At 62.5% G+C, this 25,842-nt stretch carries 22 protein-coding genes; 18 read left to right on the top strand and 4 right to left on the bottom strand.

Translation table 11 applies throughout. The features are described 5' to 3' along the window. Positions 1–8 precede the first annotated feature (8 nt). From NQ018_RS05550 to NQ018_RS05535, 4 genes are all read left to right on the top strand, one after another. A complete protein-coding gene (locus tag NQ018_RS05550; protein ID WP_257059311.1) occupies positions 9–2,690 on the top strand; it encodes a valine--tRNA ligase in 2,682 nt (893 codons plus the stop codon). Positions 2,691–2,738: 48 nt separating this feature from the next. Next, the gene (gene folC / locus NQ018_RS05545; RefSeq protein WP_257059451.1) at positions 2,739–4,166 is read left to right on the top strand and encodes a bifunctional tetrahydrofolate synthase/dihydrofolate synthase; all 1,428 of its coding nucleotides are present in this window, start codon (positions 2,739–2,741) and stop codon (positions 4,164–4,166) included. Further along, a complete protein-coding gene (locus NQ018_RS05540) occupies positions 4,163–4,597 on the top strand; it encodes a DUF4233 domain-containing protein (RefSeq protein ID WP_257059296.1) in 435 nt (144 codons plus the stop codon). Before folC ends, NQ018_RS05540 begins: the two co-directional genes overlap by 4 nt. 254 nt (positions 4,598–4,851) lie before the next feature. After that, on the top strand, positions 4,852–6,009 hold the full coding sequence (locus NQ018_RS05535; protein WP_257059283.1) for an MFS transporter: 1,158 nt from the start codon (positions 4,852–4,854) through the stop codon (positions 6,007–6,009). A gap of 80 nt (positions 6,010–6,089) precedes the next feature. Here the strand turns inward: NQ018_RS05535 and NQ018_RS05530 are convergent, their stop codons facing one another. Continuing rightward, entirely contained in the window at positions 6,090–7,013 is a 924-nt protein-coding gene (locus NQ018_RS05530) for a pirin family protein (RefSeq protein WP_257038540.1), read from the bottom strand. A gap of 106 nt (positions 7,014–7,119) precedes the next feature. Between NQ018_RS05530 and NQ018_RS05525 the strand changes: the two genes are divergently transcribed. From NQ018_RS05525 to NQ018_RS05460, 14 genes are all read left to right on the top strand, one after another. Then, positions 7,120–7,281, top strand: a complete 162-nt coding sequence (locus tag NQ018_RS05525) for a hypothetical protein (RefSeq protein WP_257059280.1) — start codon at positions 7,120–7,122, stop codon at positions 7,279–7,281. A gap of 86 nt (positions 7,282–7,367) precedes the next feature. Further along, positions 7,368–7,778, top strand: coding sequence for a nucleoside-diphosphate kinase (gene ndk, locus NQ018_RS05520; protein ID WP_257038536.1), 411 nt, complete (start codon positions 7,368–7,370; stop codon positions 7,776–7,778). Between the two features lie 419 nt (positions 7,779–8,197). Then, complete coding sequence (locus NQ018_RS05515; protein ID WP_257059278.1) at positions 8,198–11,872, top strand: translation initiation factor IF-2 N-terminal domain-containing protein; 3,675 nt, start codon at positions 8,198–8,200, stop codon at positions 11,870–11,872. Between the two features lie 277 nt (positions 11,873–12,149). Next, complete coding sequence (gene rplU / locus NQ018_RS05510) at positions 12,150–12,455, top strand: 50S ribosomal protein L21 (RefSeq protein ID WP_257038533.1); 306 nt, start codon at positions 12,150–12,152, stop codon at positions 12,453–12,455. 42 nt (positions 12,456–12,497) lie between these two features. Further along, complete coding sequence (rpmA, locus tag NQ018_RS05505) at positions 12,498–12,770, top strand: 50S ribosomal protein L27 (RefSeq protein WP_257038532.1); 273 nt, start codon at positions 12,498–12,500, stop codon at positions 12,768–12,770. 156 nt (positions 12,771–12,926) lie between these two features. Beyond that, positions 12,927–14,444 (top strand): GTPase ObgE, encoded by a 1,518-nt coding sequence (gene obgE / locus NQ018_RS05500; protein WP_257059269.1) that lies wholly within the window; start codon positions 12,927–12,929, stop codon positions 14,442–14,444. 210 nt (positions 14,445–14,654) lie between these two features. Continuing rightward, complete coding sequence (proB, locus tag NQ018_RS05495) at positions 14,655–15,758, top strand: glutamate 5-kinase (RefSeq protein WP_373566903.1); 1,104 nt, start codon at positions 14,655–14,657, stop codon at positions 15,756–15,758. A gap of 169 nt (positions 15,759–15,927) precedes the next feature. After that, entirely contained in the window at positions 15,928–17,235 is a 1,308-nt protein-coding gene (locus tag NQ018_RS05490; RefSeq protein ID WP_257059262.1) for a glutamate-5-semialdehyde dehydrogenase, read from the top strand. Further along, positions 17,232–17,999 carry a nicotinate-nucleotide adenylyltransferase gene (gene nadD, locus NQ018_RS05485; RefSeq protein ID WP_257059259.1) on the top strand — a complete coding sequence of 256 codons (768 nt, stop codon included), beginning with the start codon at positions 17,232–17,234 and terminating at the stop codon, positions 17,997–17,999. Before NQ018_RS05490 ends, nadD begins: the two co-directional genes overlap by 4 nt. Positions 18,000–18,231: 232 nt before the next feature. Next, positions 18,232–18,690, top strand: coding sequence for a ribosome silencing factor (gene rsfS / locus NQ018_RS05480; RefSeq protein WP_257038526.1), 459 nt, complete (start codon positions 18,232–18,234; stop codon positions 18,688–18,690). 28 nt (positions 18,691–18,718) lie between these two features. Next, complete coding sequence (locus NQ018_RS05475) at positions 18,719–19,390, top strand: histidine phosphatase family protein (protein WP_257059255.1); 672 nt, start codon at positions 18,719–18,721, stop codon at positions 19,388–19,390. A gap of 2 nt (positions 19,391–19,392) precedes the next feature. Continuing rightward, positions 19,393–20,265 (top strand): DegV family protein, encoded by an 873-nt coding sequence (locus NQ018_RS05470; RefSeq protein WP_257059253.1) that lies wholly within the window; start codon positions 19,393–19,395, stop codon positions 20,263–20,265. A 101-nt stretch (positions 20,266–20,366) separates the two neighbouring features. Next, positions 20,367–21,011: a ComEA family DNA-binding protein gene (locus NQ018_RS05465; protein WP_257059251.1), complete on the top strand. Its 645-nt coding sequence runs from the start codon at positions 20,367–20,369 to the stop codon at positions 21,009–21,011. Positions 21,012–21,024: 13 nt separating this feature from the next. Beyond that, entirely contained in the window at positions 21,025–22,398 is a 1,374-nt protein-coding gene (locus NQ018_RS05460) for a ComEC/Rec2 family competence protein (RefSeq protein ID WP_257059248.1), read from the top strand. Between the two features lie 148 nt (positions 22,399–22,546). On the opposite strand, the gene NQ018_RS05455 is transcribed toward NQ018_RS05460, so the two are convergent. The 3 genes from NQ018_RS05455 to NQ018_RS05445 all read right to left on the bottom strand — a co-directional run bounded on the left by NQ018_RS05455 (position 22,547) and on the right by NQ018_RS05445 (position 25,808). Next, entirely contained in the window at positions 22,547–24,424 is a 1,878-nt protein-coding gene (locus NQ018_RS05455) for a heavy metal translocating P-type ATPase (protein ID WP_257059245.1), read from the bottom strand. A 251-nt stretch (positions 24,425–24,675) separates the two neighbouring features. After that, complete coding sequence (locus tag NQ018_RS05450; protein WP_257059243.1) at positions 24,676–24,912, bottom strand: heavy-metal-associated domain-containing protein; 237 nt, start codon at positions 24,910–24,912, stop codon at positions 24,676–24,678. A 155-nt stretch (positions 24,913–25,067) separates the two neighbouring features. Further along, positions 25,068–25,808: a Crp/Fnr family transcriptional regulator gene (locus NQ018_RS05445; protein WP_257059240.1), complete on the bottom strand. Its 741-nt coding sequence runs from the start codon at positions 25,806–25,808 to the stop codon at positions 25,068–25,070. Between the last annotated feature and the right edge of the window lie 34 nt (positions 25,809–25,842).

The raw sequence follows: 25,842 nt of genomic DNA, 5'->3' as shown, positions 1-25,842 counted from the left end.
TGGGACGCATGACTGTTGAAAACCGTGCGGATCGTTTGCCAGCTAGTTGGGACCCTCAGGACCACGAGTCCACTTTGTATGAAAACTGGGTGGCCAAGGGCTATTTCCATGCTGACCCTACGAGCGAGAAGCCGGCTTTTTCCATTGTGCTCCCACCGCCGAATGTGACGGGCCAGCTCCACATGGGCCACGCTTTGGATCACACGTTGATGGATGCGATTGCGCGCCGGAAGCGTATGCAGGGCTATGAGGTGTTGTGGTTGCCTGGTATGGATCACGCGGGTATTGCCACCCAAACCAAGGTGGAGGCGATGCTCAAGGAGACCGAGGGTAAGAGCCGTTGGGATTATGAGCGTGATGAGTTCATTGCCAAGGTGTGGCAGTGGAAGCAGGAGTACGGCGGCACCATCGGCAGCCAAATGCGCGCCATCGGTGATTCCGTGGACTGGGAGCGCGAGCGCTTCACCCTGGATGAGGGGCTTTCTCGTGCGGTGCAGACCATCTTCAAGATGCTTTATGACCGTGGGTTGATTTACCAGGCGAATCGCTTGGTGAACTGGTCGCCTGTCCTGGAGACTGCGGTGTCAGACATCGAGGTGGTCTACAAGGACGTTGAAGGTGAGCTGGTTTCTATCCGCTACGGCTCCCTCAACGATGATGAGCCCCACGTCATCGTGGCCACGACCCGCGTGGAGACGATGCTCGGCGACGTTGCGGTGGCTGTGCACCCTGAGGATGAGCGCTACAAGGACCTGGTGGGCACCACCTTGCCGCACCCGTTCCTGCCCGAGCGGCAGATGGTTGTGGTCGCGGATGATTATGTGGACCCGGAGTTCGGCACGGGTGCCGTGAAGATCACCCCGGCGCATGACCCCAATGACTATGCCCTCGGCCTGCGTCACAACTTGGAAATGCCAACCATCATGGACTCCAAGGGCCGCATTGCAGGCACCGGCACCGAGTTTGACGGCATGGACCGCTTCGAGGCCCGCGTGAAGATCCGCGAGGCGCTGGCAGAGCAGGGCCGCATCGTTGCAGAAAAGCGCCCCTACGTGCACTCCGTCGGCCACTCCGAACGCTCCGGCGAGCCTATCGAGCCGCGACTTTCCCTGCAGTGGTGGGTCAAAGTTGAAGAGCTGGCAAAGATGTCCGGCGATGCCGTCCGCGAGGGCGATACGGTGATCCACCCCAAGGCTTCCGAGCCGCGCTACTTCGAGTGGGTGGACGATATGCATGACTGGTGCATCTCCCGCCAGTTGTGGTGGGGCCACCGCATCCCAATCTGGTACGGCCCGGACGGCGAAGTGGTCTGCGTTGGCCCGGACGAGCAGCCACCGGCGGGCTACACCCAGGATGAAGACGTGCTGGACACCTGGTTCTCCTCTGCGTTGTGGCCGTTTTCCACCATGGGCTGGCCGGATGCCACCCCTGAGCTGGAGAAGTTTTACCCCACGAGCGTACTGATGACGGGCTATGACATCCTGTTCTTCTGGGTTGCCCGCATGATGATGTTCGGCACGTTCGCGGCAAAGGAGACCCCTGAGCTGCTGGGTCAGGGCAATGACGGCCGCCCGCAGATTCCGTTTACCGACGTTTTCCTGCATGGCTTGGTCCGCGACGAGCACGGGCGAAAGATGAGTAAGTCCCTAGGCAATGGCATCGATCCCATGGACTGGGTGCGCGAATACGGCGCCGACGCCCTGCGTTTCACCTTGGCCCGCGGTGCGAACCCGGGCGTCGATCTGCCGGTGGGCCCAGATGCCGCGCAGAGCTCGCGTAACTTTGCCACCAAGCTGTTCAACGCAACAAAGTTCGCACTGATGAACGGCGCGCACACGGGGCAGTTGCCGCCGCGGGAGGAGCTTACCGACGCCGACCGGTGGATCCTCGACCGCCTGGAGCAGGTGCGCGTGCAAGTGGATGACTACTTGGATCGCTACCAATTTGCCAAGGCCAACGAGGCTTTGTATCACTTCACCTGGGGCGAGTTCTGCGACTGGTACCTGGAGATCGCCAAGGTGCAGATCCCACGCGAAGGCCACAGCGCCACCGGTGCGAATACCCAGATTGTGCTGGGCAATGTGTTGGATACGGTGCTGCGCCTGTTGCACCCCTCCATGCCATTCGTTACCGAGGTCTTGTGGACAGCACTCACCGATGGGGAGTCGCTCAACCTTGCACAGTGGCCAGGTGTGGCCAATGGTGATGCAGACACCGAGGTGGATGAGGTTGCCGCGCGCCGCATGGAGGACTTGGAGAAGCTCGTCACCGAGATTCGCCGCTTCCGCTCGGACCAGGGCGTAAAGCCCTCCCAAAAAGTGCCCGCGAGCTTGGACTTTATTGCCTGTGATTTGGGCGCGCAGGAGGAGACCATCCGCTCGCTCGCGCGCATCGACGCCCCTGGTGCGGACTTTGCCGCGTCGGCAAGCATTGAAGTGCGCCTGAGCCAAGCAACCGTGACCATCGCACTTGACACCTCTGGCACCGTGGACAAGGAGGCTGAGCGCAAGCGCCTGGAGAAGGACCTCGCGGCGGCGAACAAGGAGCTGGAGACCACCGGCAAGAAGCTGGGCAACGAGTCCTTCCTGGCCAAAGCGCCGGAGGCCGTGGTGGCCAAGATCCGCGAGCGCCAGCAGGTTGCGCAAGAAGAGGTGGCGCGCATCAGCTCTCGCCTTGAGGAGCTGAGCTAAGTGGACCGCGTGCGGTTGAGTGAAGAAGGCCTCTCCCTGGATCTGGCAATGCCTACCGACGCCCCCGAGGCGGCACAGGAGGCGGTGTCTCGGGAGGTGACGGCGGAGGATTTAGCGGCGCTCGCCCAGGTTGAGGCGGAGCTGGATCAACGCTGGGCGGAGACTAAGATCGACCCTTCGCTGGAGCGGATTGAGCTGCTGATGGACCTGTTGGGCTCGCCAAACCGGGCGTTCCCCGCGATCCATGTGGCGGGGACAAACGGCAAGACGTCCACGGTTCGAATGATCGAGGCACTGTTGCGTGCTTTCCACCGGCGCACCGGCCGCACCACCAGCCCGCACTTGCAGTTGGTCACGGAGCGCATCGCCATCGATGGCCTGCCCATTCACCCGCGCGACTACGTGCGTACCTGGGAGGAAATCAAGCCCTACGTGGAGATGGTGGACGCTCGCAGCGACGTGGCGATGAGCAAATTCGAGGTGCTCACCGCCATGGCCTACGCGGCGTTTGCCGACGCCCCCGTGGACGTTGCCGTGGTTGAGGTGGGCATGGGTGGCAAGTGGGATGCCACAAATGTGATCAACGCCGATGTTTCCGTGATTACCCCAATTGGCCTGGATCACACTGACTACCTGGGGGACACCATTGAGCAGATCGCCGCGGAAAAGGCGGGCATCATTAAGTCGCGCTGGGATGCCGACGATCTACTCACCCCACCGGACAACGTGGCCATCATCGCTGAGCAAACCCCCGAGGCAATGCGCGTGGTCCTCGAGCAGGCCATCGCGGTGGATGCATCCGTGGCCCGCGCGGGCCAGGAGTTTGGCGTGGTAGAGGCCACCGTGGCCGTGGGGGGTCAGCAGCTGACGCTTCGTGGTTTGGGTGGTGAGTACACCGACATCTTCCTCCCGCTTTCCGGCGCGCACCAGGCTGCGAATGCCGCGGTGGCGCTTGCCGCAGTGGAGGCGTTTTTCGGTGCCGGCGCCGGCCGCCAATTGGACCAGGACACCGTCCGTGCGGGCTTTGCGCAGGTGAGCTCGCCGGGCCGCCTGGAGCGCGTGCGCACCGCACCCACGGTGTTCATTGATGCCGCCCATAACCCCCACGGCGCCAAGGCCTTGGGTGAGGCCCTGGAGCGCGACTTTGAGTTCACCAAACTTATCGGCGTGGTTGGGGTACTTGGGGACAAAGATGCCCAAGGCATCCTGAACGCACTTGAGCCGCACCTTGCGGACATCGTGTGCACCCAAACCTCCTCCCCGCGCGCCCTGGAGGCGGAAGTGCTGGCGGAATACGCCCGTGACATCTTTGGTGAGGAGCGCGTCCACGTGGAGCCCTATCTGCCTTCCGCCGTGGAGTTGGCTGTGGAGTTGGCCGAAGACACAGATGTTCAATCCGGCGCCGGGGTTGTCATCACCGGCTCTGTGGTGACAGCGGGTGAGGCCCGCACCCTATTTGGAAAGGAACCCGCATGAGCCATGGCAATAGTGCCCACGACGAAGTGGAATACGGCCCACTCGGCCCCGGCCACGCTCCTGTCAAAGACCCGATGAAGGGTCTCGTTGGCGTGATGAGTGCCACCATGATGATGGAGGCGATCACCTTCTATCTGGTGCTCACGGTGATCCTGCGGGTGGAAAACGGCGCGCTGTGGACCCCGCTGAACTGGGGGTACGTCACTGCGCTGGCCACCGTGATGCTGGTGATGAGCTTCCTGCAGCGCAAGCCCTGGGCAATCCCGGTGAACATCGCACTGCAGGTGTTCGCTCTTGGCGGGGTGTTCATCCACTCGTCAATGGCCGTCATGGCAATCCTGTTCATCGTGGTGTGGGCGTACCTGTTCTACCTGCGCCGCAACCTCATCGAGCGTATGAAGCGCGGGCTGCTCACCACCCAGCACATGTAGGCCAATTCGAGGCAGGCTTTCTTGCGCACACGGTAACAATCCCGAGCCCTTTGCGCATGATTGCACTGAAACGTGCTCTAAGTCACGTCTGGTGCGCGATAGTGGAACAATCCCTCAATACATGGGCTCCCGGGCAGCGCTGCACGTTGGTCTGCGCGGTGGATCTTGGGGTCTGAGGCCTGGATATTGGGTCTTGGATCTTGGGGCCGTGGATATTGGGGGACCGGTGTTGCCATGAGGGAAGGAGTTTGCCTGTGCGGGATCGCTCGCCTCGATCTGCAGCCTTGCTCCCCGTGTACGTGGGCGGGTTCGTGGGGCCGTTTTCAGCGCAAGCAACCTCTGCAATTCTGCCCACGGTGGCTGCCACGTTTGGCATTACCGTGCAGCAGGCGGGCCTGGCAATCACTGTCTACTTGGTGCCTTTCGCGGTTCTCATGCTCATTAGCGCAAGGATCGTGCGCGGGTTTGAGCCCCGAAACGTGGTTAACCTTGCGTATGTGGTGACGTTCCTCGGCGCGCTCATCGCGCTGTTGAGCCCCTGGTGGCCCATGTTCCTGGTGGGCCTGGCGATTATGGGAACGGCAAACGCATTCACCATGCCATTGCTGCAAAACATCCTGCAGGCAATGGTGCCGCCCCACCAGCTCGCACCCAGCCTGGGCACCTATGCGGCCGCCCAGGCTTTTGGCATGTTCACCTCGCCGCTGCTCGCCGGCTTTGCCGCCAAAGTGAATTGGCAACTCACCTACCTGGTGGTGATCGCCGCCGTGCTGTTTATCCTGTTCAAGGGCCTACCCAAGGTGGGCTCGGCAACTCCATCGGGTGGCCACGGATTGCCTGAAACCGAATCAAAGGTCCCCGTACTGGGTACGATCATCCATATCCTGGCTACCTCGATTTGGGGCTTTTGTACCCTCGGCATCGGTGCTCTGGTGGGGCTGAACGCTGCGACGCGCTTCAACCTGGACACCGGGGCAACAGGCGCAGTGGTGATGTCCGGCGGGCTGGCCACTTTCATCCTGGGCCGGCCCAACGGTGTACTCATCAACCGGCTCGGGGCGAGGAGCACGCTGATTGTGAGTGCGGTGGGCTCCTCAGTAGGTATCTGGGGAATCGACCACGCACCGAACGTCTGGGTTCTCGTAGCCATGTGGGCCATCGCGCTCGTCTCTGCGCAGGCAGCCATGCTGGCGGTGATCATCACGGTCCTTGGTGCGCCTGGCGGCAAATCGCTCAACGCCACCGTGCAGGCCTTCCGCTTCTTCTCCTCAGCGGCGGCGCCGTTGGTGCTGCTCCCGCTCTATCTATCCGGCGGGGAACAATCACACCTGGCGTTCAGCATTCCCGCGGTTTGTGTGCTGGTCGCGGGCGCCTTGGAAGCCTGCAACCCGGTGCTCCGCCGCCGAAAGTAGCGCGAAACCCCCAAAGCCTGGGTGCTGGGTGGGGCCTTGGGGGCGTCGGAAATCCCTAGAAATCCCTGGAAATCTCTGCTTTAGCGTTTGCGGTTGAACTTGCCGCCGCGCAGCTTGAGGCGGGCGTTCGGCATCACGGGTGCGGGCAGGGGATCAGGACCACCGCCGACGTAACCGTGTGTGGTGCCAAAGCGATCCCCGTGCGCCATCCACTCTTCGCGGTACAGTTCGATTTCCTCATGCGTGCGCCCAATGAAGTTCCACCACATGATGAACTCTTCCTCAAACGGAGTGCCGCCGAGTACCACAACGCGGGCGCGGTCCGGGCCGGGATTCTCCAGCACAACCTCGGTGGGGCCGGGGGCGATGTAGCCGAGGTCGTGGCGGTTGAGCTCGGTGCCACCTTGGCCGTCCACCAGCACCGGGCCGGCGTCCACCAAAATGCCGTGCTCATAGGTGGGGTCCAGGTCCAGGGTGATCGAGGCACCCGGATCGATGCGAACCTCCGCGCCCAGCAGTGGGGTGTGGGTTTCTACCGGGGAAGTGACACCCAGCATGGAGCCCAGGAACACCAGGGCCTCGCCGCCTTCAACCTCGGTGGTTGGCGTATGGAACACATCGAGGCGGCGTTCCATGTGCCGTGCGTGTTCCGGCAGTACCACCCAAAGCTGCACCCCGTGGAGGCGCTCGGACTGGGATACTTCGGAGTGGCAGATGCCGGAGCCGGCGGTCATGATGACGAGGTCGCCGGGGCGGACCATTTCATGGCGATCACCGGAATCGTCATGCTTGATGGAACCCTCCAGCAACCAGCTCACGGTTTGTAGCCCCGTGTGGGGGTGTGGTGGGACGTCCATCTTGGTCTCCTCCGGGCCATAATGGTCCGCAAAACACCAAGCGCCGATCGTTGCGCGGTCGCGGTGCGGCAACGTGCGCTGCACATCCATTGCTCGCTGACCACCCAAAGGAACGGTGCGCGGGCTGATAATCTCCACTGCAGTCATACCCACCATTGTTCCACCAAGCTCGGAATGTTGTGGCGGAGGTGTTGGGGTGGGGGTGTTTGCTTGGCGTTGCTGGGATTGCTTGGTGTGTGTGATTGGAGGAGCCGTGAACAAACTTTGGATGCTCTACGCCGGTTTTGCCGTGCTCTTTTTGGTGTTGTGCGTGGCTACCGTACTCACTGGCAGGCCACTGTGGTGGATTGGGTTGTTCCTTTCCTCCGCGATCGGGTGTGCGGTGTGGGCATTTCTCATCCGACGCATGCGCTAGGCGCCAATGTTTCGGGGGTGCGGCGGGGGATATACGGGGTTTTGGGTGAGGGGCGAGGGAAGTGGGATGCGTTAGAGTAAGAAACTATGACTGAACGCACACTCATTCTCATTAAGCCAGACGGTGTTGAGCGCGGCCTCATCGGTGAAATCATCGCCCGGATTGAACGCAAGGGCCTGAAGTTTGCTGCCCTTGACCTGCGCCTCACCGACCGCGAGACCGCTGAGAAGCACTACGCCGAGCACGCTGACAAGCCATTCTTCGGCGAGCTGGTTGAGTTCATCACCTCCGCACCACTGATCGCTGGCGTTGTTGAGGGGCCACGCGCTATCGAGGCATGGCGCCAGCTCGCCGGTGGCACCGACCCTGTCTCCAAAGCGACCCCAGGCACCATCCGCGGTGACTTTGCACTCGAGGTAGCAGAAAACGTAGTTCACGGTTCTGACTCCCCAGAGTCCGCTGAGCGCGAGATCTCCATCTGGTTCCCAAACCTCTAAGAACGTAATCGCTGGTGGTGCACCACCACGGTAGTGTTTCAGCCTCCTGAGCTTGCATTATTGCGGCTCGGGAGGTTTTTGGCGTCTGTGCCCTTTGCTGTGCCTTTTGCTGCGCCCTGCGTTGTGCCCCACAACTGGCCGTGTGAAAATTTTCCCTAAGAGAATGCGCAATTACCTCAGGTGCAGGGGCTCATGGTCGGTTGTTTGTGCCACAATAGAAGGCAGCGTGCGCGCCTAAGGCTGCGGACACGCGAACAGACTTAACCAGAACAACTCAATAACCTGCACAAACGCGCCTGTGTGGCGGCGGTGACCAATGCTTGCATTTCAAGCACGCTCGTTGAGAGCCCCAATTTTTTGGCAGCCAGCGCCCGGGTGTAAGCAAGTTTGCGAGGCAGAAACTTCAAAGGAGAGATGCAGTGGCTGCATCAACCAATACACGTCGCCGTGCCGTGCGTAAGGGGGCCCAAACCCCTGAAACCCAAACCCCTGAAACTGGGCCTGCTGAAGTCGCCGCTGTCCCAGCCGAGGCTCCCGCCAAGAAAGCCCCCGCCAAGAAGACCACAGCGAAAAAGACCGCAGCAAAAAAGACCGCCGCGAAAAAGACCGCAGCAAAAAAGGCAACGAAAGCAGCGAAACCCAGCGCCGCTACACCAGCCATTTCCATTGACCGCGGCGAGTTTGGCACCAAGACCCGCGTCTACCAAGCTGCGAAGATGCTCAATTTGAGCTCCAAGGAACTCCTGGCCACGCTCGCCGAGCTTGGCATCACCAAGGCGGCTACCTCCTCACTCGACCTCGCCGAGGTCCACCGCCTCATCGACTTCCTCGAATCCGGCAAACCTGCAACAAGCACAGAGGCTCCTGAAGCCGCCGAAGCAACCGCAACCCCCGAATCATCCGAATCATCCGAGGCACCAAAGGCGCCCAAGGCCAAGAAGAAGGCCGCCAAGCGTGCCGCAAAAGCTCCCGCTGCTGAAACGGGTTCCGACGCCGCCAGCGCCGCAGATGAGGACGCCCAACTGCGGCATCGGGTGGAAAAGAATGTAGAGAACGAGATCAGCCAGATCGAGCAGAAGGTTGAGCGTGAGCTCGCCCAGCGCACCGAAAGCACCGAAAGCACTGAAAGAGCAGAAGGCGCAGGCGCCGTGGAGACGAGTGCGGTGGAGGTGGTGGCTTCGTCGGAACGCATTGCTTCTGAGGAGGAGCAACTGCGGTATCGGGTGGAAAAGAACGTGGAAAACGAGATCCACCAGATTGAGGAGAAGGTCGAGCGTGAGCTTGCCGAGCGTGCGGGCGGCCAGGAAGCTGCGGGGGAGCCTTTTGCGCTGGCGGTCGAGGAAGAGCTGAACGCGGAGCCGCTTGAGGACGTCACACCAGAGATCACTCCTGCGCCGGTAGCGGAGCAAGTTGCGCAGCCGGTGTTTGCCACCCCGTTGTTTGTAGCGCCTGATCTGGAGGCGATCGCCGAGGACTGGGAGGGCGAGGACACCGATGGCGCCGAGGAAGCCGAGGACGCTGAGCCCGCCGAAGATACCGAGGACACAGATGATACTGAGGAAAAGGCAACGCGGGGGCGTCGTCGGGGCAAGCGTGGCACCGGTAGGGGAAGGGGCCGCGGCCGCGATCGCTCGGATTCAGACGTCACCTTCGATGAAGATGATGCCGAAGACGAGGATTCCCTGATCTCCGAGCCGAAGGCAATCCGCGGATCGACTCGCTTGGAGGCACAGCGTCGGCGCCGGGCGGAAATGCGTGAAGAGCAGCGCAAGAAGCGCCACATCGTTTCCGAGGCCGAGTTCTTGGCGCGCCGCGAGTCCGTGACCCGCACGATGGTGGTGCGGGAGCGCGAACGCCTGGATGCGCCGGGGTCCGTCACGCAGGTTGGTGTGCTGGAAGATGACATGCTGGTGGAGCACTTTGTCACCTCGGACACGCAGGCGTCCATGGTGGGCAACATCTACCTCGGACGTGTGCAAAACGTGCTGCCAAGCATGGAGGCGGCGTTTATTGACATCGGCAAGGGCCGCAACGGCGTGCTTTATGCCGGTGAAGTGGACTGGCGCGCCAAGGGCCTTGGTGGGCGCAACCGCAAGATTGAACAGGCCCTTAAGCCTGGTGATGCCGTCCTGGTGCAGGTGAGCAAAGACCCCATTGGCCACAAGGGTGCGCGTCTGACAACCCAGATTTCCCTGGCCGGGCGCTACCTGGTGTATGTGCCGGGCGGGCGTACCGCGGGTATTTCCCGCAAACTGCCGGCGCCGGAACGCAACCGCCTGAAGAGCATCCTCAAAGAGGTGGTGCCGCAGGACGGTGGCGTGATCATCCGCACCGCTGCGGAGGGCGTGCCCGCTGAAGCGATTGCCGCGGACGTGCAGCGCCTGCATACCCAGTGGGAGCAGATCCAAGAGCGTACCAACGAGCAAAAAGAGGCCAAGTCAGCCAAGCCGCAAACGCTGTACGAAGAGCCAAACATGCTGGTGAAGGTGGTTCGGGACATCTTCAATGAAGATTTCACCACCTTGGTGATCGATGGTCGCCGCGCCTGGAACACCGTGCACGCCTACGTCTCCTCCGTGGCCCCTGAGCTGGTGGATCGCCTGGTGCGATACGACCGCGATGAGCACGACGGCGTGGATGCCTTCGAGGAATACCGCGTGGAAGAGCAGCTCAAGAAGGCGCTTTCCCGCAAGGTGTGGCTACCCTCCGGCGGCACGCTGGTGATCGACCGCACCGAAGCCATGACCGTCATTGACGTCAATACCGGCAAGTTCACCGGCGCCGGCGGCAACCTGGAAGAAACGGTGACCCGCAACAACCTGGAGGCTGCTGAGGAAATCGTGCGTCAGATGCGCCTGCGTGACCTGGGCGGCATGATTGTGGTGGACTTCATTGACATGGTGCTGCCTGAAAACCAGGACCTCGTGCTGCGCCGCCTCACCGAGGCGTTGGGCCGCGACCGAACCCGCCACCAGATCTCCGAGGTCACCTCCCTGGGTCTGGTGCAGATGACCCGTAAGCGCCTGGGCACCGGCCTTTTGGAAACCTTTGCCACCGAGTGTGAGCACTGCCAGGGCCGCGGCGTGATTATCCACGACGATCCAGTGGAGCATCGCGACCCAGAAGCCAAGGTCAGGGAGCATAAACGACGTCCAGCTCCAGCGCATGACCCCGCGCAACACCCCGCCGCTGTGGCCATGCACGAGCACCAGCAGCACCAGCAGACGAGCAAACGCACGAGCGATGAGGAGCTCGCCGAGGCCGTGCTGGGCAGCGAGTTGTTCACGGACGAAGAGCCGCAGGACATGGAAGAGCGGCAGGTTGAGGCTACCCAGGCCACTCAGCCTGAGAGTGACGAGTCTGAATCCGGTGTGCGGAGGTCCAGGCGACGTCGTTCCCGCCGCAGCACCCGCGAGCAGACCCCGCAGGCCGCAGACGTGCTGGACATCGTGGATGCCGCCTTGGAGCGTGCGGAGGAGGAAGAACCGGACGAGCCATCCGGGCGCGACCACCTGCCGGTCGGGGCTGCGGACAAGAACCTACAACCCACCACCTATGAGGAGGCCAAAGCCGCTTTCGACGCCTCGCCGCGCCGCCGCCGAAAGGTGCGCGGAAACTCGGTGTCCGACGTGGAGCCAAAGCCGGAGGACTTCCAGAAACCAGCTTCCGAGCCAGCTCCCGAAACAGCAGCCGAGCCAGTGGAGGCCGAGCGCGAGCCCGCCGCAGGCAAAGGCCGCCGACGCCGCCGCGTGAGCACCGCTGCGAAGAAGCCAAAGGTTGAGGTTGGGTCTGAGCTTGAGGCCCAGGACTCCACCGACGACAAGCCGGCAGCATCCCAAAGCGCTCCCGCGAGCTCGGGGCGCGAACGAGGCCGACGCCGCGCCGTCCGCAAGACAAGCCGCAGCAGCCAGGGCTCAAGCCTGAAACAGGGCACTGCAGACAGCACTGCCGCAACCTCCGCTACCTCGGCTACCGATGATGGGGCCGCTCCCGCGGACCGCAAAGCGAAGGAAGCCACAGCGCCCCGCGCCACGGGGAGCGCTCGGGGATCGCGTGCGGCAGGGGGACGTCGGCGGGCGGTGCGGCGCAGCTAATGCCGTGCGTGGCCTGCAGTCGGGTCCTTGCGCGGGAGCTGCGCGTGAGGGCCGCAGGCAAAGTTTTGCCCCGTAGGGCTGGTTTGTCTTTTCCAACCTTACGGGGTAGTCTTTGAAAGTCGCTGTTTTCACCCGCGTGTGCCCCGCCATGTGCGGAAGGCGCTGCGAGTGAGAACGCCAAACTTTTTCTTTTCAGTAATCATCAATCAAATGTTTCAGGTAAACGGTGCGTTGTTGCCGGACCTGAGCCGAGTAACAGATAAGGGGTAGCCCTCGTATGTACGCGATCGTCAAGACCGGCGGCAAGCAGTACAAGGTTGCCGAAGGTGACCTCGTCAAGGTCGAGAAGATCGAGGGTGAGCCAGGTTCGTCCGTGGCTCTCACCCCGGTTCTGCTCGTGGATGGCGCAAACGTAACTTCCAAGGCTGAAGAGCTCGCTAAGGTGAGCGTTGCAGCCGAGATCGTCGAGCACACCAAGGGCCCGAAGATCAAGATCCTGAAGTACAAGAACAAGACCGGCTACAAGAAGCGCCAAGGTCACCGTCAGAAGCTGACCGTGGTCAAGGTCACCGGCATCAAGTAAGGCTCACCGGGCCGCAATTTTCCTGTAAGGAGGGAAACCGAAATGGCACACAAGAAGGGTGCATCTAGCTCCAACAACGGTCGCGATTCCGAGGCAAAGCGCCTTGGCGTGAAGCGATTCGGTGGCCAGAAGGTCAACGCCGGCGAGATCCTCGTTCGCCAGCGTGGCACCAAGTTCCACCCAGGCGAGAACGTCGGTCGCGGTGGCGACGACACTCTGTTCGCCCTCAAGGCAGGCGCTGTGGAGTTCACCACCAAGCGCAACCGCCGCACGGTCAACATCGTGGAAAACGTTGTGGAGACCGCAAGCGCATAAGCTGCACAACTTGAAAACCGACCCGGCCGTTGCACACCCGCACGGCCGGGTCGATTTCATTCCACTCACATTCCACTAGGCTGAAAACACCTGAAAACATTCAGCCTTCGCGCAATATCGCACTCCAAATTTTTTCGGCCCTAGGAGGCACAACCAATGGCACGTTTCATCGACCGCGTGGTCTTGCACCTCAAAGCAGGCGACGGTGGCAACGGCTGCGCCTCCATCCACCGTGAAAAGTTCAAGCCCCTCGGCGGCCCGGATGGCGGCAACGGTGGCCACGGCGGAGACATCATCCTCGAAGTCTCCTCCCAGGTCCACACCCTGCTTGACCTGCACTACCGCCCCCACATCAAAGCCGGGCGCGGCGCCAACGGCGCAGGTGATCACCGCAACGGCGCACGCGGCGAAGACCTCGTGCTCGAGGTTCCCCCTGGAACCGTAGTCCTCTCCGAGACCGGTGAGACACTGGCCGACCTTACGAGCGTCGGCATGCGATTCGTTGCAGCCGAAGGTGGCTACGGTGGCCTCGGCAATGCAGCGCTCGCGTCCAAGGCGCGCAAGGCGCCGGGCTTCGCGCTTAAAGGGGAGCCAGGCGAGGAACACGATGTGGTGCTGGAGCTGAAATCCATGGCCGACGTCGGCCTGGTTGGCTTCCCCTCCGCCGGTAAATCCTCGCTTATTTCCGTGCTCAGCGCCGCCCGCCCCAAGATCGGTGACTACCCATTCACCACCCTGCAGCCCAACCTCGGCGTGGTGGAAGTGGGCAACGAGACCTTCACCATCGCAGACGTCCCCGGGTTGATCCCCGGTGCTTCAGAGGGCAAGGGCCTGGGTCTGGACTTCCTGCGTCACATTGAGCGCACCGCCGTGCTGGCGCACATCGTGGACACCGCCTCCCTGGAACCCGGCCGAGACCCGGCCAGTGACATTGAAGCGTTGGAAAACGAGCTCGCCGCATACCAATCCGCACTGGATGAAGACACCAGCCTGGGTGACCTCATGAAACGCCCGCGCATCATCGTGCTCAACAAAGCCGACGTCCCAGAGGCCCTCGAGCTCGCCGAGTTTGTGAAAGCCGACCTCGAGGAGCAATTCGGGTGGCCGGTGTTTATCATCTCAGCGGTTGCCCGCAAAGGCCTGGACCCGCTGCGCTACAAGCTTCTGGAACTGGTCCAGGAGCACCGCGCAGCGCAGCCTGCAGCAGCCGTGGAGGAGCGGGTGATCGTGCGACCCAAGGCAGTGGATGCGAGGTCGAAGAAGAACCGCAAAGACTTTGAGATCCAGGCCGATCCAGAGATCGAGGGTGGCTTTGTGGTGCTCGGCGAGAAGCCGGAGCGCTGGATCATCCAGACGGACTTTGAAAATGACGAAGCCGTGGGCTACCTCGCGGACCGCCTGGCCCGCATGGGCGTGGAGGAAGAACTTTTCAAGATGGGTGCTCGCGCCGGTTGTACCGTGACCATTGGTCCCGTGACCTTTGAGTGGGAGCCCACCACCGCCGCAGGCGTGGACCCCACCCTCACTGGCCGCGGCACCGATATCCGCCTGGAGCACACCGGCCGAATGTCTGCCGAAGAGCGCAAGCGCGCCTCCCAGGTGCGCCGCGGTTTGATCGACGAATACGACTACGGCGATGGCCAAGTAGCAGATCGCGAACGCTGGAACGGCTAGCCACAGCTCCGAGAGGCCGTGAGGCGGCGGTGATTTCCGGTTTATCGCTGGCCCGGATGGTGAATACAATGGTGCCTTATGGAAACCCAGTCCACGCATTTGCCCGCCGCCTCAGATTCCGCGAGCATTCTGCCGGCGGCGCCCTACACCGGTGCCGCCCAACAGCCTCAACCTGAGTTTGCGCAGGGCGAACCGCAGTTTGCCTCCCCGATCCGCGAGGTGATTGCCGGCGCGAAGAGGGTAGTGGTGAAAATCGGTTCCTCCTCGCTTACGGATGAAAACTTTGCCGTGAGCCAGGAGGCGATTGACAACATCGTGGACGCCCTACAAGCCCGCATGGCGCGCGGCTCCGACGTCATCGTGGTCTCCTCAGGCGCAGTCGCCTCTGGGATGGCCCCACTGGGACTCAGCAAGCGCCCCACCGACCTTGCCACGAAGCAGGCGGCGGCGTCGGTAGGGCAGGTCTACCTTGCGAATTCCTGGGGCCGCAGCTTCGCCCGATACGGTCGTGTGATCGGCCAGGTGCTGCTCACGGCTTCCGACGCCGGCGCGCGGGATCGTGCACGCAATGCTCAACGAACCATTGATAAGCTGCGGCAACTGCGGGCGGTGCCCATCGTCAACGAAAATGACACGGTGGCAACCTCCGAAATGCACTTTGGAGATAACGACAGGCTCGCGGCGATCGTAGCCCACCTCACCTACGCCGATGCCCTCATCCTGCTGTCTGACGTAGACGGGCTCTACGACAAGAACCCAAACGCCGCGGACGCCAAGTTCGTCCCGGAAGTCCGCGATGGCAATGACCTCAAGGGTGTTGTTGCAGGTGAAGGTGGCGCGGTTGGTACTGGTGGCATGGCCTCCAAAGTCTCAGCGGCGCGCCTGGCTTCACGCGGCGGCATCCCGGTGCTGCTCACCAGCGCGGAAAACATCGGCGCGGCCTTGGACCACGCAGGGGCGGGAACGGTGTTCCACCCGAAGGAAAACCGCCTCTCCGCGTGGAAGTTCTGGGTCCTCTATGCCGCCGACGTGGGCGGGCGCCTCCGGATTGACCAAGGTGCGGTCCAGGCGGTAACTTCCGGCGGAAACTCCTTGCTAGCGGTGGGTATCACCGAGGTAGTTGGCGACTTCCACTCAGGGGAAATCGTGGAAATCTGTGGCCCTGAAGGCGAGCTCATTGGCCGCGGGGAAGTGGCCTATGATTCGGAGACGCTCGTGGGGATGCTCGGTAAGCAGACCTCCGAGCTGCCGGAGGGGATGCAGCGCCCGGTGGTCCACGCGGACTACCTCTCTGATTACGCTTCGAGGGCTTGAGCTGTCGGGAGTCGTCGCGGCGTTGGCGTGGGCGTTTGTGTCCGCGTTGGCGTTTGCCGCCGCGTGTCGGGGCGAGGGGCTATGCTAGCCAGAAACGTTTAGCAACACATTAACCATCAACGCTCCGCGTGCGCTGCGTGAGAGCCCGTGTAGAAAACTGCGATACAACATGGCAACTGATTCACACACCACTACGTCCACCGAAGCTGCTTCTGCCGTAGCCGCCTCTGAGCGCGAACAGGTGCTTGCCCTCGCCCGGGCAGCCAAGAGCGTTGCCCCAGCGATTGCAAAGCTGCCAGACGGGCTAAAGGCAGAGGTGCTGATTGCCTGTGGCAACACGCTCATTGAGCGCACAGCAGAGATTTTGGCAGCCAATGCTGAGGACCTCACTGCCGCTAAGGCTTCAGGCATTCAGGAACACCTGATTGACCGCCTCGCGCTTGATGAGCAGCGCGTGGCCGGCATTGCGGGCGGTTTGTTCCAGGTGGCGGCACTTACCGACCCTGTTGGCGAGGTAGTTTCCGGCCACGTGATGCCCAACGGTATCCAGATGCGCCAGGTCCGCGTGCCACTCGGCGTGATTGGCATGGTGTATGAGGCCCGCCCCAACGTCACCGTGGATGCCTTTGGTTTGGCGTTGAAGTCGGGCAACGTGGTGCTCCTGCGTGGTTCCAAGTCAGCGAAGCGTTCCAACGCCAAACTCGTGGACATCCTCCAGGAAGTCCTCCAAGAACACGGCCTGCCCCGTGAAGCTGTGCAGCTCTTGCCCTGCGAAACCCACGACTCCGTGCAGGACCTCATCACCGCCCGCGGCCTAGTAGATGTGGTGATCCCTCGCGGCGGTGCGGGGCTCATCAATGCGGTGGTCACCGGCGCCACCGTGCCTACCATTGAAACTGGCACCGGTAACTGCCACCTCTATATTGACCGCGACGCCGACCTGGAGCTTGCCATCAACATCCTCATTAACGGCAAAACCCGCAGGCCATCGGTGTGCAACACCACGGAGACGGTGCTTCTCGACGCCGCCCTGCCGCCTGCTTCCGTTGCGGCGGTGCTGGCGGCCTTGCGCCAGGCAGGGGTGACCATCCATGGCGACGCTGCTGAGTTGGGCGATGTGGACGTCGTTGAGCTCACGCAGTGGGACCTGGAAAACGAGTACCTTTCCCTGGACATCGCTGCCGTGAAGGTGGATGGCATCGACGCCGCGCTGGAGCACATCCGCACCTACAGCACCGGCCACACCGAGGCGATTGCCACTAACAACATTGTGACCGCGCAGCGCTTTGCCGATGAAGTGGATGCCGCAGCGGTGATGATTAACGCCTCCACTGCATTTACCGACGGTGAGCAGTACGGAATGGGCGCAGAGATCGGCGTATCTACCCAGAAACTACACGCGCGCGGACCATTTGCCCTGGCGGAACTCACTTCAACCAAGTGGATTTTGCAAGGCACCGGGCAGGTTCGTCCGTGACCGCGCAGTCCGTCACTGAGGGTGGGGCAGCAGCCCAGAAAACAGCCCAGAAGCCAGCCCAGAAATCAGCCCAGCGTATTGGCATTATGGGCGGCACCTTTGACCCGATCCACCATGGCCACCTGGTTGCCGCGAGTGAGGTGGCGGCGAAGTTTGACATGGACCTGGTGGTCTTCGTGCCCACCGGCCAGCCTTACCAAAAGGCGGACCGCGTGGTCTCGGAGGCGGAGGACCGCTACCTCATGACCGTGATCGCTACCGCCTCCAACCCGCGGTTCAGCGTGAGCCGTGTGGACATTGACCGCCCTGGTCCCACGTACACGGTGGACACGCTGCGTGATCTCCGCCAGCAATTCCCAGACGCCGAGCTGTTTTTTATCACCGGTGCGGATGCTTTGCAGTCCATCCTTTCGTGGCGGGATTGGGAGATGGCGCTGCAACTCGCGGAGTTCGTTGGGGTGACCCGCCCCGGCTATGAACTGGTAGACAAGGTGGTCCCGGAGGAATACCAGGACCGCGTGCACCTCATTGAGATCCCGGCGATGGCGATCAGTTCCACGGGTTGCAGGCAGCGAGCCCATGAGGGGCTGCCGGTGTGGTATTTGGTGCCGGATGGGGTGGTGCAGTACATCGGCAAGCGCCGCCTGTATAGCCCTTGCGGTTCAGATGCCCGCAGGGATCCAACCCCAGAGATCACTCGTGGCGCCCAGGGTTCTGGCGAACCTGGATCGCTTGAAGGGGCCGGCGCCGCTGACAACGCGTAGGACTGTTCGTTCTCCAGTGAGTTCATCCTGGGTCCGGTGTGCCGTCCTGTTTGGCGGTGGTGCAGTTTCGTGGAACACTGGTTAAGGATTGCTTTCACCCTGTTTCCGCCCGATGTTGGCTTGTCCACACTGAGGTTGCGGGCGTGCGCCTTGGGTGAAAAGCGCATGTGCTGGCGCACGATCCTCAGCGGACTGGCTGGGGGAGCATAACGGAATTAAGAAGAGGATTGTTTTGGCTGCAACACAAGAAACTATTGAGTTTGCATCTGCGGCGGCGTTGGCTGCGCAGGAGAAGTTGGCTACCAATATCGCGGTGATCGACGTCTCCGATGTTATGGCGATCAGCGAGGTATTCGTCCTGGCTTCCGCGGATAACGAGCGCCAGGTGCGTGCGATCGTTGAAGAGATCGAGGACGCACTCACCGCCCTGGGCCAGGAGCCGAAACGCCGCGAGGGCAACCGTGAAAACCGCTGGGTGCTGCTGGATTACGGCATGCTGATCATCCACGTTCAGCGCAATGTGGAGCGGGATTTCTACGGTTTGGACCGCCTGTACCGCGACTGCCCCCTCATCGAGGTTGAGGGCGTGGAAACCCAGGAGCGCCCGGCAGCGTGGGCTGAGGATGTGGACGTGCGCCAGGTGGAGTCTTTGGACGAGATTCCTCTGGCTCAGCAGGAGCCGGAAGAATAACCACGGGTCACACAAAGAGGGGCTGGCAATGACGAGGCGACTCATCCTTTTGCGGCACGGCCAAACCGAGTACAACGCTACCGGCCGCATGCAGGGGCATCTGGATACGCATCTTTCCGACGTAGGCATCCAGCAAGCCAAGGCCGTAGCAAAGGTCCTGGCTGACTTCGGCGTGGGGCGGATCGTGAGTTCGGATCTGACCCGCGCAAAAGATACCGCCGAGGTGATTGCCGAACAGTTGGCTCTCCCCTTCACTACGGATGCCCGGTTGCGGGAAACCAACCTGGGTGACTGGCAGGGAAAGAGCCACGGCGAGGTGGATGATGCCCACCCCGGTGCGCGTGCGGTGTGGCGCCATGATGCCTCCTGGGCGCCGCCGCAAGGGGAGTCCCGCTTGGATGTTGCCCGCCGGGCTCGGGCTGTGATTGATGAGCAAATGCGCAGCTACCGTAACTGGGACGATGAAACCCTGCTGGTAGTGGCCCACGGCGGCACGATTTCCGCCTTAACCTCCAATTTGTTGGGCTTGGACGTATCCCAATACCCGCTGCTGTCCGGTTTGGGGAACACCTGCTGGTCCCAACTCACCGGGCGTCCTGTTTTTGACCGAGAAGACCCACACGCTCCGATGCGTTTTACCGCGGAGGACCCGCAGCCTGCGCAGTGGTACCTGGATGCTTGGAACCGCGGAGTGCTCTAACCATGGCGGTTCGGGTGGTCGTTGATTCTTCTGCAGGACTTCCGCAGCGAATCGTTGAGGACTTAGACATCACGGTGCTTGACCTGCACCTGATGCGGGATGCCCAGGAGGAGAGCACCTCTGGGCTGTCCGCGTTGGAGCTGGCAGCCGGTTACGCGCGCCAATTGGAACGCGGCGCGGTTGATGGGGTGGACCAGGGCGTGGTTGCCCTGCACATCTCCAAGTTCCTTTCCTCCACCTGGAATGCGGGGGTCACTGCCTCCGCGGTGTTCGATGACGCGGTGGAGGTCATTGACACCCAAAATGTGGGCATGGCGGTTGGTGCCGCCGCAATGGCCAGCGCGCGGATCGCCGCCCAGGGCGGTTCCTTGGCGGAATGCGCGGACATGGCGCGGGACACCCTGGCCCGCTCAGAAACCTGGCTGTACCTGCACCGTATTGATGAAATCCGCCGCTCCGGGCGGATTACCGCCGCCACCGCGGTAGTGTCCACGGCGCTGGCCACCAAGCCGATCATGCGGATCAACGAGGGTCGTTTGGAGCTCGCCGCGCGTACTCGAACCCAGGCAAAGGCCTTTGCCCGCTTGGTGGACCTGGTGCTCACTCGTGCCGGGGGCAGCCCAGCCTTTGTAGCCATCCAGCAGTGTGAGGCCCTCGAGGCTGCGCATACTCTGGAAGAGCAATTGCGCGCCGCTTTGCCGGTGGATTCCACCATCATGATCACTGAGATGGCGGAGATCCTCGCCGTACACTGTGGCCCTGGCTCCCTGGGTGTTTCCGCAGTGTTTCGTGACCACCCCCATGAGCAACCTGCAGTAGATCCCCAAGCAGAGCCGCGGGAGGCGTCCGGCGCTGGGGGCGTCGGTACGCCCTAGTTTTTCGCGTTTTCCACAGCCGAGCCCGCGGAACGTGAGTTTTCCACAAACGCTGTTGGGCGTGCTTGTTGCTGGGGTGGGGGTGCGGCAGCATCGGCGGCATGGGACACGCAATTTCACGTTTAGAATCCGTTGCCACCAATGAACTCAAGGTGGCCCTCCCCACGCACAGGTTCGGCATTTCCGCCCGTCAGGGGGTTGCCGGTGCGGCTTTAGCAGCGGCCGTGTGTGCATTGTTGTGGTTCAAGCAACCCGACCCGCCGCCGCCAATCCACCAACCCAGCACCGCACCGGTGGCAGCCGCAACACCGAGCGAGCTGGTGGTTTCCATTCAAGGTGCCGTGGAGCGGCCCGGGCTCTATACCTTCGCGCCGGGTGCGCGCATTGCAGATGCCCTCAGTGCCGCTGGCCCTACCGGGGACACCATGGGGCTCAACCATGCGCAACTGCTTGCCGACGCCACCCAGATCATCATTCCCGAACCGGGGGCCGGTGGCGTTGCGGAGCCGAGTTCGAGTTCAGGTTCGGGTCCGAGTTCGGGGATGGGGATGGGGGAGGGGGTGTCGTTGAATCAGGCGTCGGTGGAGGAGCTGATGACCCTGCCTGGGGTGGGCCAGAAGACGGCACAGGCGATCGTGGATTACCGCGATCAGATTGGGGCGTTTCAGTCCATAGAGCAGCTCCAGGAAGTGAAGGGGATTGGTCCGGCGAAGTTCGCCGCCATCGCCGCCGAGGTGCGGTTGTGAGCGAGGTGCGGTTGTGAGTGAACTGCGTTTGCTCCCCGCGGCGCTGTGCTGTTGGTGCGGCACGTTCCTGGCGGTGCACCTGGGGCAGTGGTGGGTGTTGCTGTTCAGCGTGGCCGTGGGGGTGGTGCTTGCGGTGAAGTCACCGGCTCAAGGCATTTTCACCGCGGCGTGGGGCCTGAGTGCTCAAGCACAAGGGGTGTTATACGCGCAGCGGGCTGCGCTGCAGCGTGAAGTGGTGGAGGGCCGGGTGTATGCACTGAGGGAGAAGTGGATTCAGGTTGGTGGGGCGCGTGTGCAACTCCCCGATGGGGCGGAACTGGATGTGGAGTTCGGCCAGATGCTGCGCGTTGAGGGCAGCGGCACCCAGGAGTGGTTCCGGGCGCGGCGCATTGAGCCAACTGAGTTGCACAGCATCTGGAACACCCCCTACGCCCTTGCCGCGGAGATCCGCGCGGAGTTCCACCACAGTGCGCTGGGGCTGCTCGATTCTCCGGCGCGCGGGCTGATACCGGCGATGACCTTGGGTGATACTTCCCTCCAAACCGCCGAGGAACAGCAGTGGTACCTGGACACGGGGCTGGCACACTTGAGCGCGGTGTCCGGTGGCAACGTTGCCATTGTGGCCGGTTGCGTGGTGGTGCTTGCCGCGCTGCTTCGCGCGCCGCCGCGGTGGCAGACCATATGCGCGCTGCTGACGCTCGGCATGTATGTGCTGGTGGTGGGGCCCGAGCCCTCGGTGCTGCGCGCGGGGATCATGGGAAGCGTGGGATTGGTGGCGGTGCTCGCGAATACCCGCACCCCGCCGATGCATGCGCTGTGTATCGCGGTGATCGCCATGATGGTGTTGCAACCGCAGATGGCTACGTCCTACGGCTTTGCGCTCTCAGCCGCAGCAACCGCGGGAATCGTGGCATTGAGCCCGATCCTCGCCGAGTTTTTCATGCACCCGAAGATCCCGGAGGTGGGCAGCAGGGCCGTTGCGGTGACACTCGCCGCACAACTTTCCACGGCACCGCTTCTTGCCGCAATGTCGGGGCAACTCTCCCTCGTGGCATTGGGGGCAAACCTCTTGGCCGCGCCGGTGGTGCCACTGATTACCGTCCTCGGTCTGGTGGCTGCGATTCTCGGCGTGCTGCCCTTTGGGCTGGAGTGGGTGCCTTTGGCATTGGCTCAGCCTGCCGCGTGGTGGATCGGGCAGGTGGCGCGCATCGGGGCGCAGATCCCGGGGGCAGTGGTTGATGTGCCAGATACCGCGCCCGTGGCGTGGGTGGCCCTCGGGTGTTGTTGGACGTTCTACCTCCTCGCCCGCGCCAAGTTGGTGGGTCTGGGGTGGTTCAGTGTTGGGTTGGTAGTGGTGATGCTTTGGATAGGCATGGGCGCGGGGTAGCAGCGCCGCGCACCGTCCGCGGTGGCACCATCTAGTGGCACGATAGTGTGCGTGCAGGTTCATGAGATCGGGGATCTGGTGCACAGGGAAAGCCCCACCGGGAAGACCTGGAGGAAAACCGTTGGGGCTGGCTGTGGCGATTGTGTTGTTAGGCGCTCAGTGTCTCCTTCGCGGCGTCAGCAGTACGGACGTCTGCCTTGTCCTTGTCCTCCTTCAGGGTGGGGCGCAGCAGCAGCATGGCGATCATGATGACGATCAGGACGCTAGCTTCGTGGACGAGCATGCCAATCGACATGGTCACCCCACCGAGCAGCACACCGAGCAACAGGATCGCCACGGTGGCTAGGGCAATGGAGATATTGACCCGCATGGTGCGTACCGTGCGCTGGGCCAGACCCAGGGCGTACGGCAGGCGGGGGAGCTTGTCGGCCATCAGGGCGATGTCGGCTGTCTCGATGGCGGCAGGTGAGCCAGCAGCCCCCATCGCCACGCCGATGTCGGCCTGAGCGAGTGCCGGGGTGTCGTTGACACCGTCGCCAATCATGGCCACGGTGCGGCCCTGGGCCTGCAGGTCCTTGACGATAGTGAGCTTGTCCTCGGGCATGAGTTCGGCCCGGACCTCGTCGACCCCGAGTTCGGCGGCGACGTTGCGGGCCACCCGCTTCGCGTCACCGGTGGCCATGATCACGCGCACACCCTTGTCATGCAGCGATTGGATAGCGGCCGGTGCGTCGTCACGGATGGTGTCGGCCACGGCGACGATGCCGATGGCGCGTCCGTCGACACCGACGTACATGGCGGTCTTGCCCTGGTCATTGAGTTCAAGGATGCGGGTGGTATCCAGGGCGTGGTCGAGCAGGTCGACGGAACCTACGGCGACGGTATGGTCGTCGACTTTCGCGACGATGCCCTTGCCGGTGACCGGTTTGGCCTTCTCGACCATTTCGATGGTCAGTCCCTTGTTCTCCGCGCCGCGGATGATCGCATTGGCCAGGGGGTGCTCGGAGGCTGTTTCGGCACGGGCGGCCAGGGTGAGCACCTCATCGTCCGAGTAGGAAGGGTCGAGGACGTCGACGTTGGTCAGCTCGGGGCGGCCGTTGGTCAGGGTGCCGGTCTTGTCGACGACCACGGTGTCGACCTTCGCCGAGGTCTCCAGGTATTCGCCACCCTTGATGAGCACCCCGTCCTTAGCGGAGCGTCCGATACCGGCGACAATCGAGACCGGGATGGAGATGACCAGTGCCCCGGGGCAGGCGATGACCAGCAGGGTCAAGGCCAGTTCCACATTGAGGGTGATCAGGCCAACGGCGAGGGCGGCGACCATCACACCGGGGGTGTAGTATTTCGAGAATTTTTCCAGGAACGTCTGGGTCTTCGCCTTGTCGTCCTGGGCGTCTTCCACGCGGTGGATGATCTTGGCCAGTGTGGAGTCCGAGCCGATGCCAATCGCCTCGATGCGCAGCACCCCGGAGCGCAGCCAAGTACCGGCGAAAACCTCCGAGCCCTCGGCCTTCTCGGCGGGTACGGATTCCCCGGTGATAGTGGCCTCGTCGACCCCGCTGTGACCGGAGAGCACGCGTCCATCGACGGGGATCTGCTCGCCGTTTTTCACGAGCACGACGTCACCGGGGGCCAGTTCCCAGATCTCAACGGTTTCGGGCTCACCGTCGCGCAGCACGGTGGCGGTCTCGGGGGCAGCGTCCACCAGGTCAGACAGTGCCTTGCGGGTGCGGTTCATCGTGGCCTTCTCCAGGGTCTTGCCCAGGGCGAAGAGGAAGGTGACGGCGGCGGATTCCCAGTAGTTATTGATGAACAGTGCGCCGATGGCGGCGACGATGACCAGCAGGTCAATCGAGATCATCCTAATGTGCAGGGCCTGGACGGCGGAGACGGCGATCTGCCAGCCGGCGACCACCGCGGCGGCGATCATGAATCCGTCTGACACCCACCCAACGGGGGTGAGCCAGGACAGGATAATCAATAGTCCTGAGACGGCGACCACGCCCCAGGTTTTCCAGGTCTTCATGATGGGTCTCCTTTACTTTTGAGGTCCTTTTCTTTTGACACTCATGAAGTTAGGACGATTCCGGAGAAACTTCCTTGACCTGGATCAATCACCCACATACCTCCGACCTGACGAGGTAGAGCAGAAGAACATGTCACTTGGCCTGTCCACGCTAGGAACCCACCAGCACCGTACGGTGCTGGTGGGTTCCTAGCGTGGAGATGACGCGGCGTCGATCATGCTCCTTTCCTGGGTACTCGGATAGGGGGTGTTTAGTAGGCCGACGGCTTGGCGGTGTAACCGACCTCGGCTACCGCGGTGACCAGGTCCCGTACGGAGACCTTCTGTGGGTCGTGGCTGACCAGGATGCGTCCGGAGGAGAACTTCACCTCCGCATTCTCCACGCCCTCCAAACCATTCAGCTTGTTTTCGATCTTGGCGACACAGCTCGGACAGGTGAACTCATCAGAGCGCAAGGTGGTGTTCTTCAGTGTGGCCGGGGCGGTCATCGTAACCAGGTCCTTTCATCTTTTATCGTCATGTTCCTGTGCTTGCACCCTTGAAGATACGGTCCTTTCCGGGGTAATTCCTTGACCTGGATCAAACAACGACAAATCTCTCCTACCAGGAAATTGTTCTGGAAAAAAGAGAGGGATGTGGGCGTTTAGAGGCCGGCGACCAGGTCGGCCAGGGCCTGGTGGTTGGTAATGGCGATCCATTCGCGGCCGGAGTCAATGACACCGGTTTTCTTCATCCGCGCCATTGCCCGGGAGGCGGACTCGACGGTGGTGCCGGCCATGCCGGCAACGTCGTCGCGGCGTAGGCGGACCTGCAGCAGGCTGGATCCGTCTTGTCGGATTTGCCCGAGCTTGGCGTCCAGGTGTTGGAGGGTGGCGGCCACGCGCTGCTCGACAGTCGAGGTGGTCTGTGCGGTCTCGCGTTCCCGGGACCGGACCAATTGGTCCTGCTGCATCCGTATGATCGCCAACGCCATTTGCGGGTAGGCGTCCACAACCTCGGCTAGGGCCTCGGCGGGCAGGTAGAGCGCGCAGATGGTTTCAATCGCCCAGGCGGAGTCGGTGGCTGGGGAGCTATGGGTGTGCAGTGGGCCGATGATATCCCCAGGGGCGGCGATGTCGACGGTGATTTCTCGGCCATCGATGGTGTCCCGGGTGATCCGGGCCCGACCGGCGGCGACCATATAGCTGCCCTGGGCCTGCTCGCCGGCTAGGAGGATGGGATCACCCGCGGCCCAGGCCCAGGAGGTCAGATGCTGGTCGAGTTCCCTGTGTTGTTGCGGGTTCAGCATCTTGGTCAGCGGGGAACGGGCCATGACCTGCATGCGCACGTCCAAGGAGCACTGGTGGGGTTGGGCGCAGTTGTGGCGGACGGGATTGCGGGCCATAAGCCCCATGCTATCAAGCCCGGAGAGCGATGAC

The organism is Corynebacterium kozikiae (assembly GCF_024580965.1).
GTDB lineage: Bacteria > Actinomycetota > Actinomycetes > Mycobacteriales > Mycobacteriaceae > Corynebacterium > Corynebacterium kozikiae.
The sequence above is the reverse complement of the archived record's forward strand: the minus strand, read 5'-3'. Positions and strand labels throughout refer to the sequence as shown.

Excerpts from the sequence above, each read along its gene's own strand:
- NQ018_RS05550 (WP_257059311.1), top strand. The coding sequence starts at position 9 with ATGACTGTTGAAAACCGTGCGGATCGTTTGCCAGCTAGTTGGGACCCT.
- folC (WP_257059451.1), top strand. The coding sequence starts at position 2,739 with ATGCCTACCGACGCCCCCGAGGCGGCACAGGAGGCGGTGTCTCGGGAG.
- NQ018_RS05540 (WP_257059296.1), top strand. The coding sequence starts at position 4,163 with ATGAGCCATGGCAATAGTGCCCACGACGAAGTGGAATACGGCCCACTC.
- NQ018_RS05530 (WP_257038540.1), bottom strand. The coding sequence starts at position 7,013 with ATGACTGCAGTGGAGATTATCAGCCCGCGCACCGTTCCTTTGGGTGGT.
- ndk (WP_257038536.1), top strand. The coding sequence starts at position 7,368 with ATGACTGAACGCACACTCATTCTCATTAAGCCAGACGGTGTTGAGCGC.
- rplU (WP_257038533.1), top strand. The coding sequence starts at position 12,150 with ATGTACGCGATCGTCAAGACCGGCGGCAAGCAGTACAAGGTTGCCGAA.
- rpmA (WP_257038532.1), top strand. The coding sequence starts at position 12,498 with ATGGCACACAAGAAGGGTGCATCTAGCTCCAACAACGGTCGCGATTCC.
- obgE (WP_257059269.1), top strand. The coding sequence starts at position 12,927 with ATGGCACGTTTCATCGACCGCGTGGTCTTGCACCTCAAAGCAGGCGAC.
- NQ018_RS05490 (WP_257059262.1), top strand. The coding sequence starts at position 15,928 with ATGGCAACTGATTCACACACCACTACGTCCACCGAAGCTGCTTCTGCC.
- NQ018_RS05475 (WP_257059255.1), top strand. The coding sequence starts at position 18,719 with ATGACGAGGCGACTCATCCTTTTGCGGCACGGCCAAACCGAGTACAAC.
- NQ018_RS05470 (WP_257059253.1), top strand. The coding sequence starts at position 19,393 with ATGGCGGTTCGGGTGGTCGTTGATTCTTCTGCAGGACTTCCGCAGCGA.
- NQ018_RS05465 (WP_257059251.1), top strand. The coding sequence starts at position 20,367 with ATGGGACACGCAATTTCACGTTTAGAATCCGTTGCCACCAATGAACTC.
- NQ018_RS05455 (WP_257059245.1), bottom strand. The coding sequence starts at position 24,424 with ATGAAGACCTGGAAAACCTGGGGCGTGGTCGCCGTCTCAGGACTATTG.
- NQ018_RS05450 (WP_257059243.1), bottom strand. The coding sequence starts at position 24,912 with ATGACCGCCCCGGCCACACTGAAGAACACCACCTTGCGCTCTGATGAG.
- NQ018_RS05445 (WP_257059240.1), bottom strand. The coding sequence starts at position 25,808 with ATGGCCCGCAATCCCGTCCGCCACAACTGCGCCCAACCCCACCAGTGC.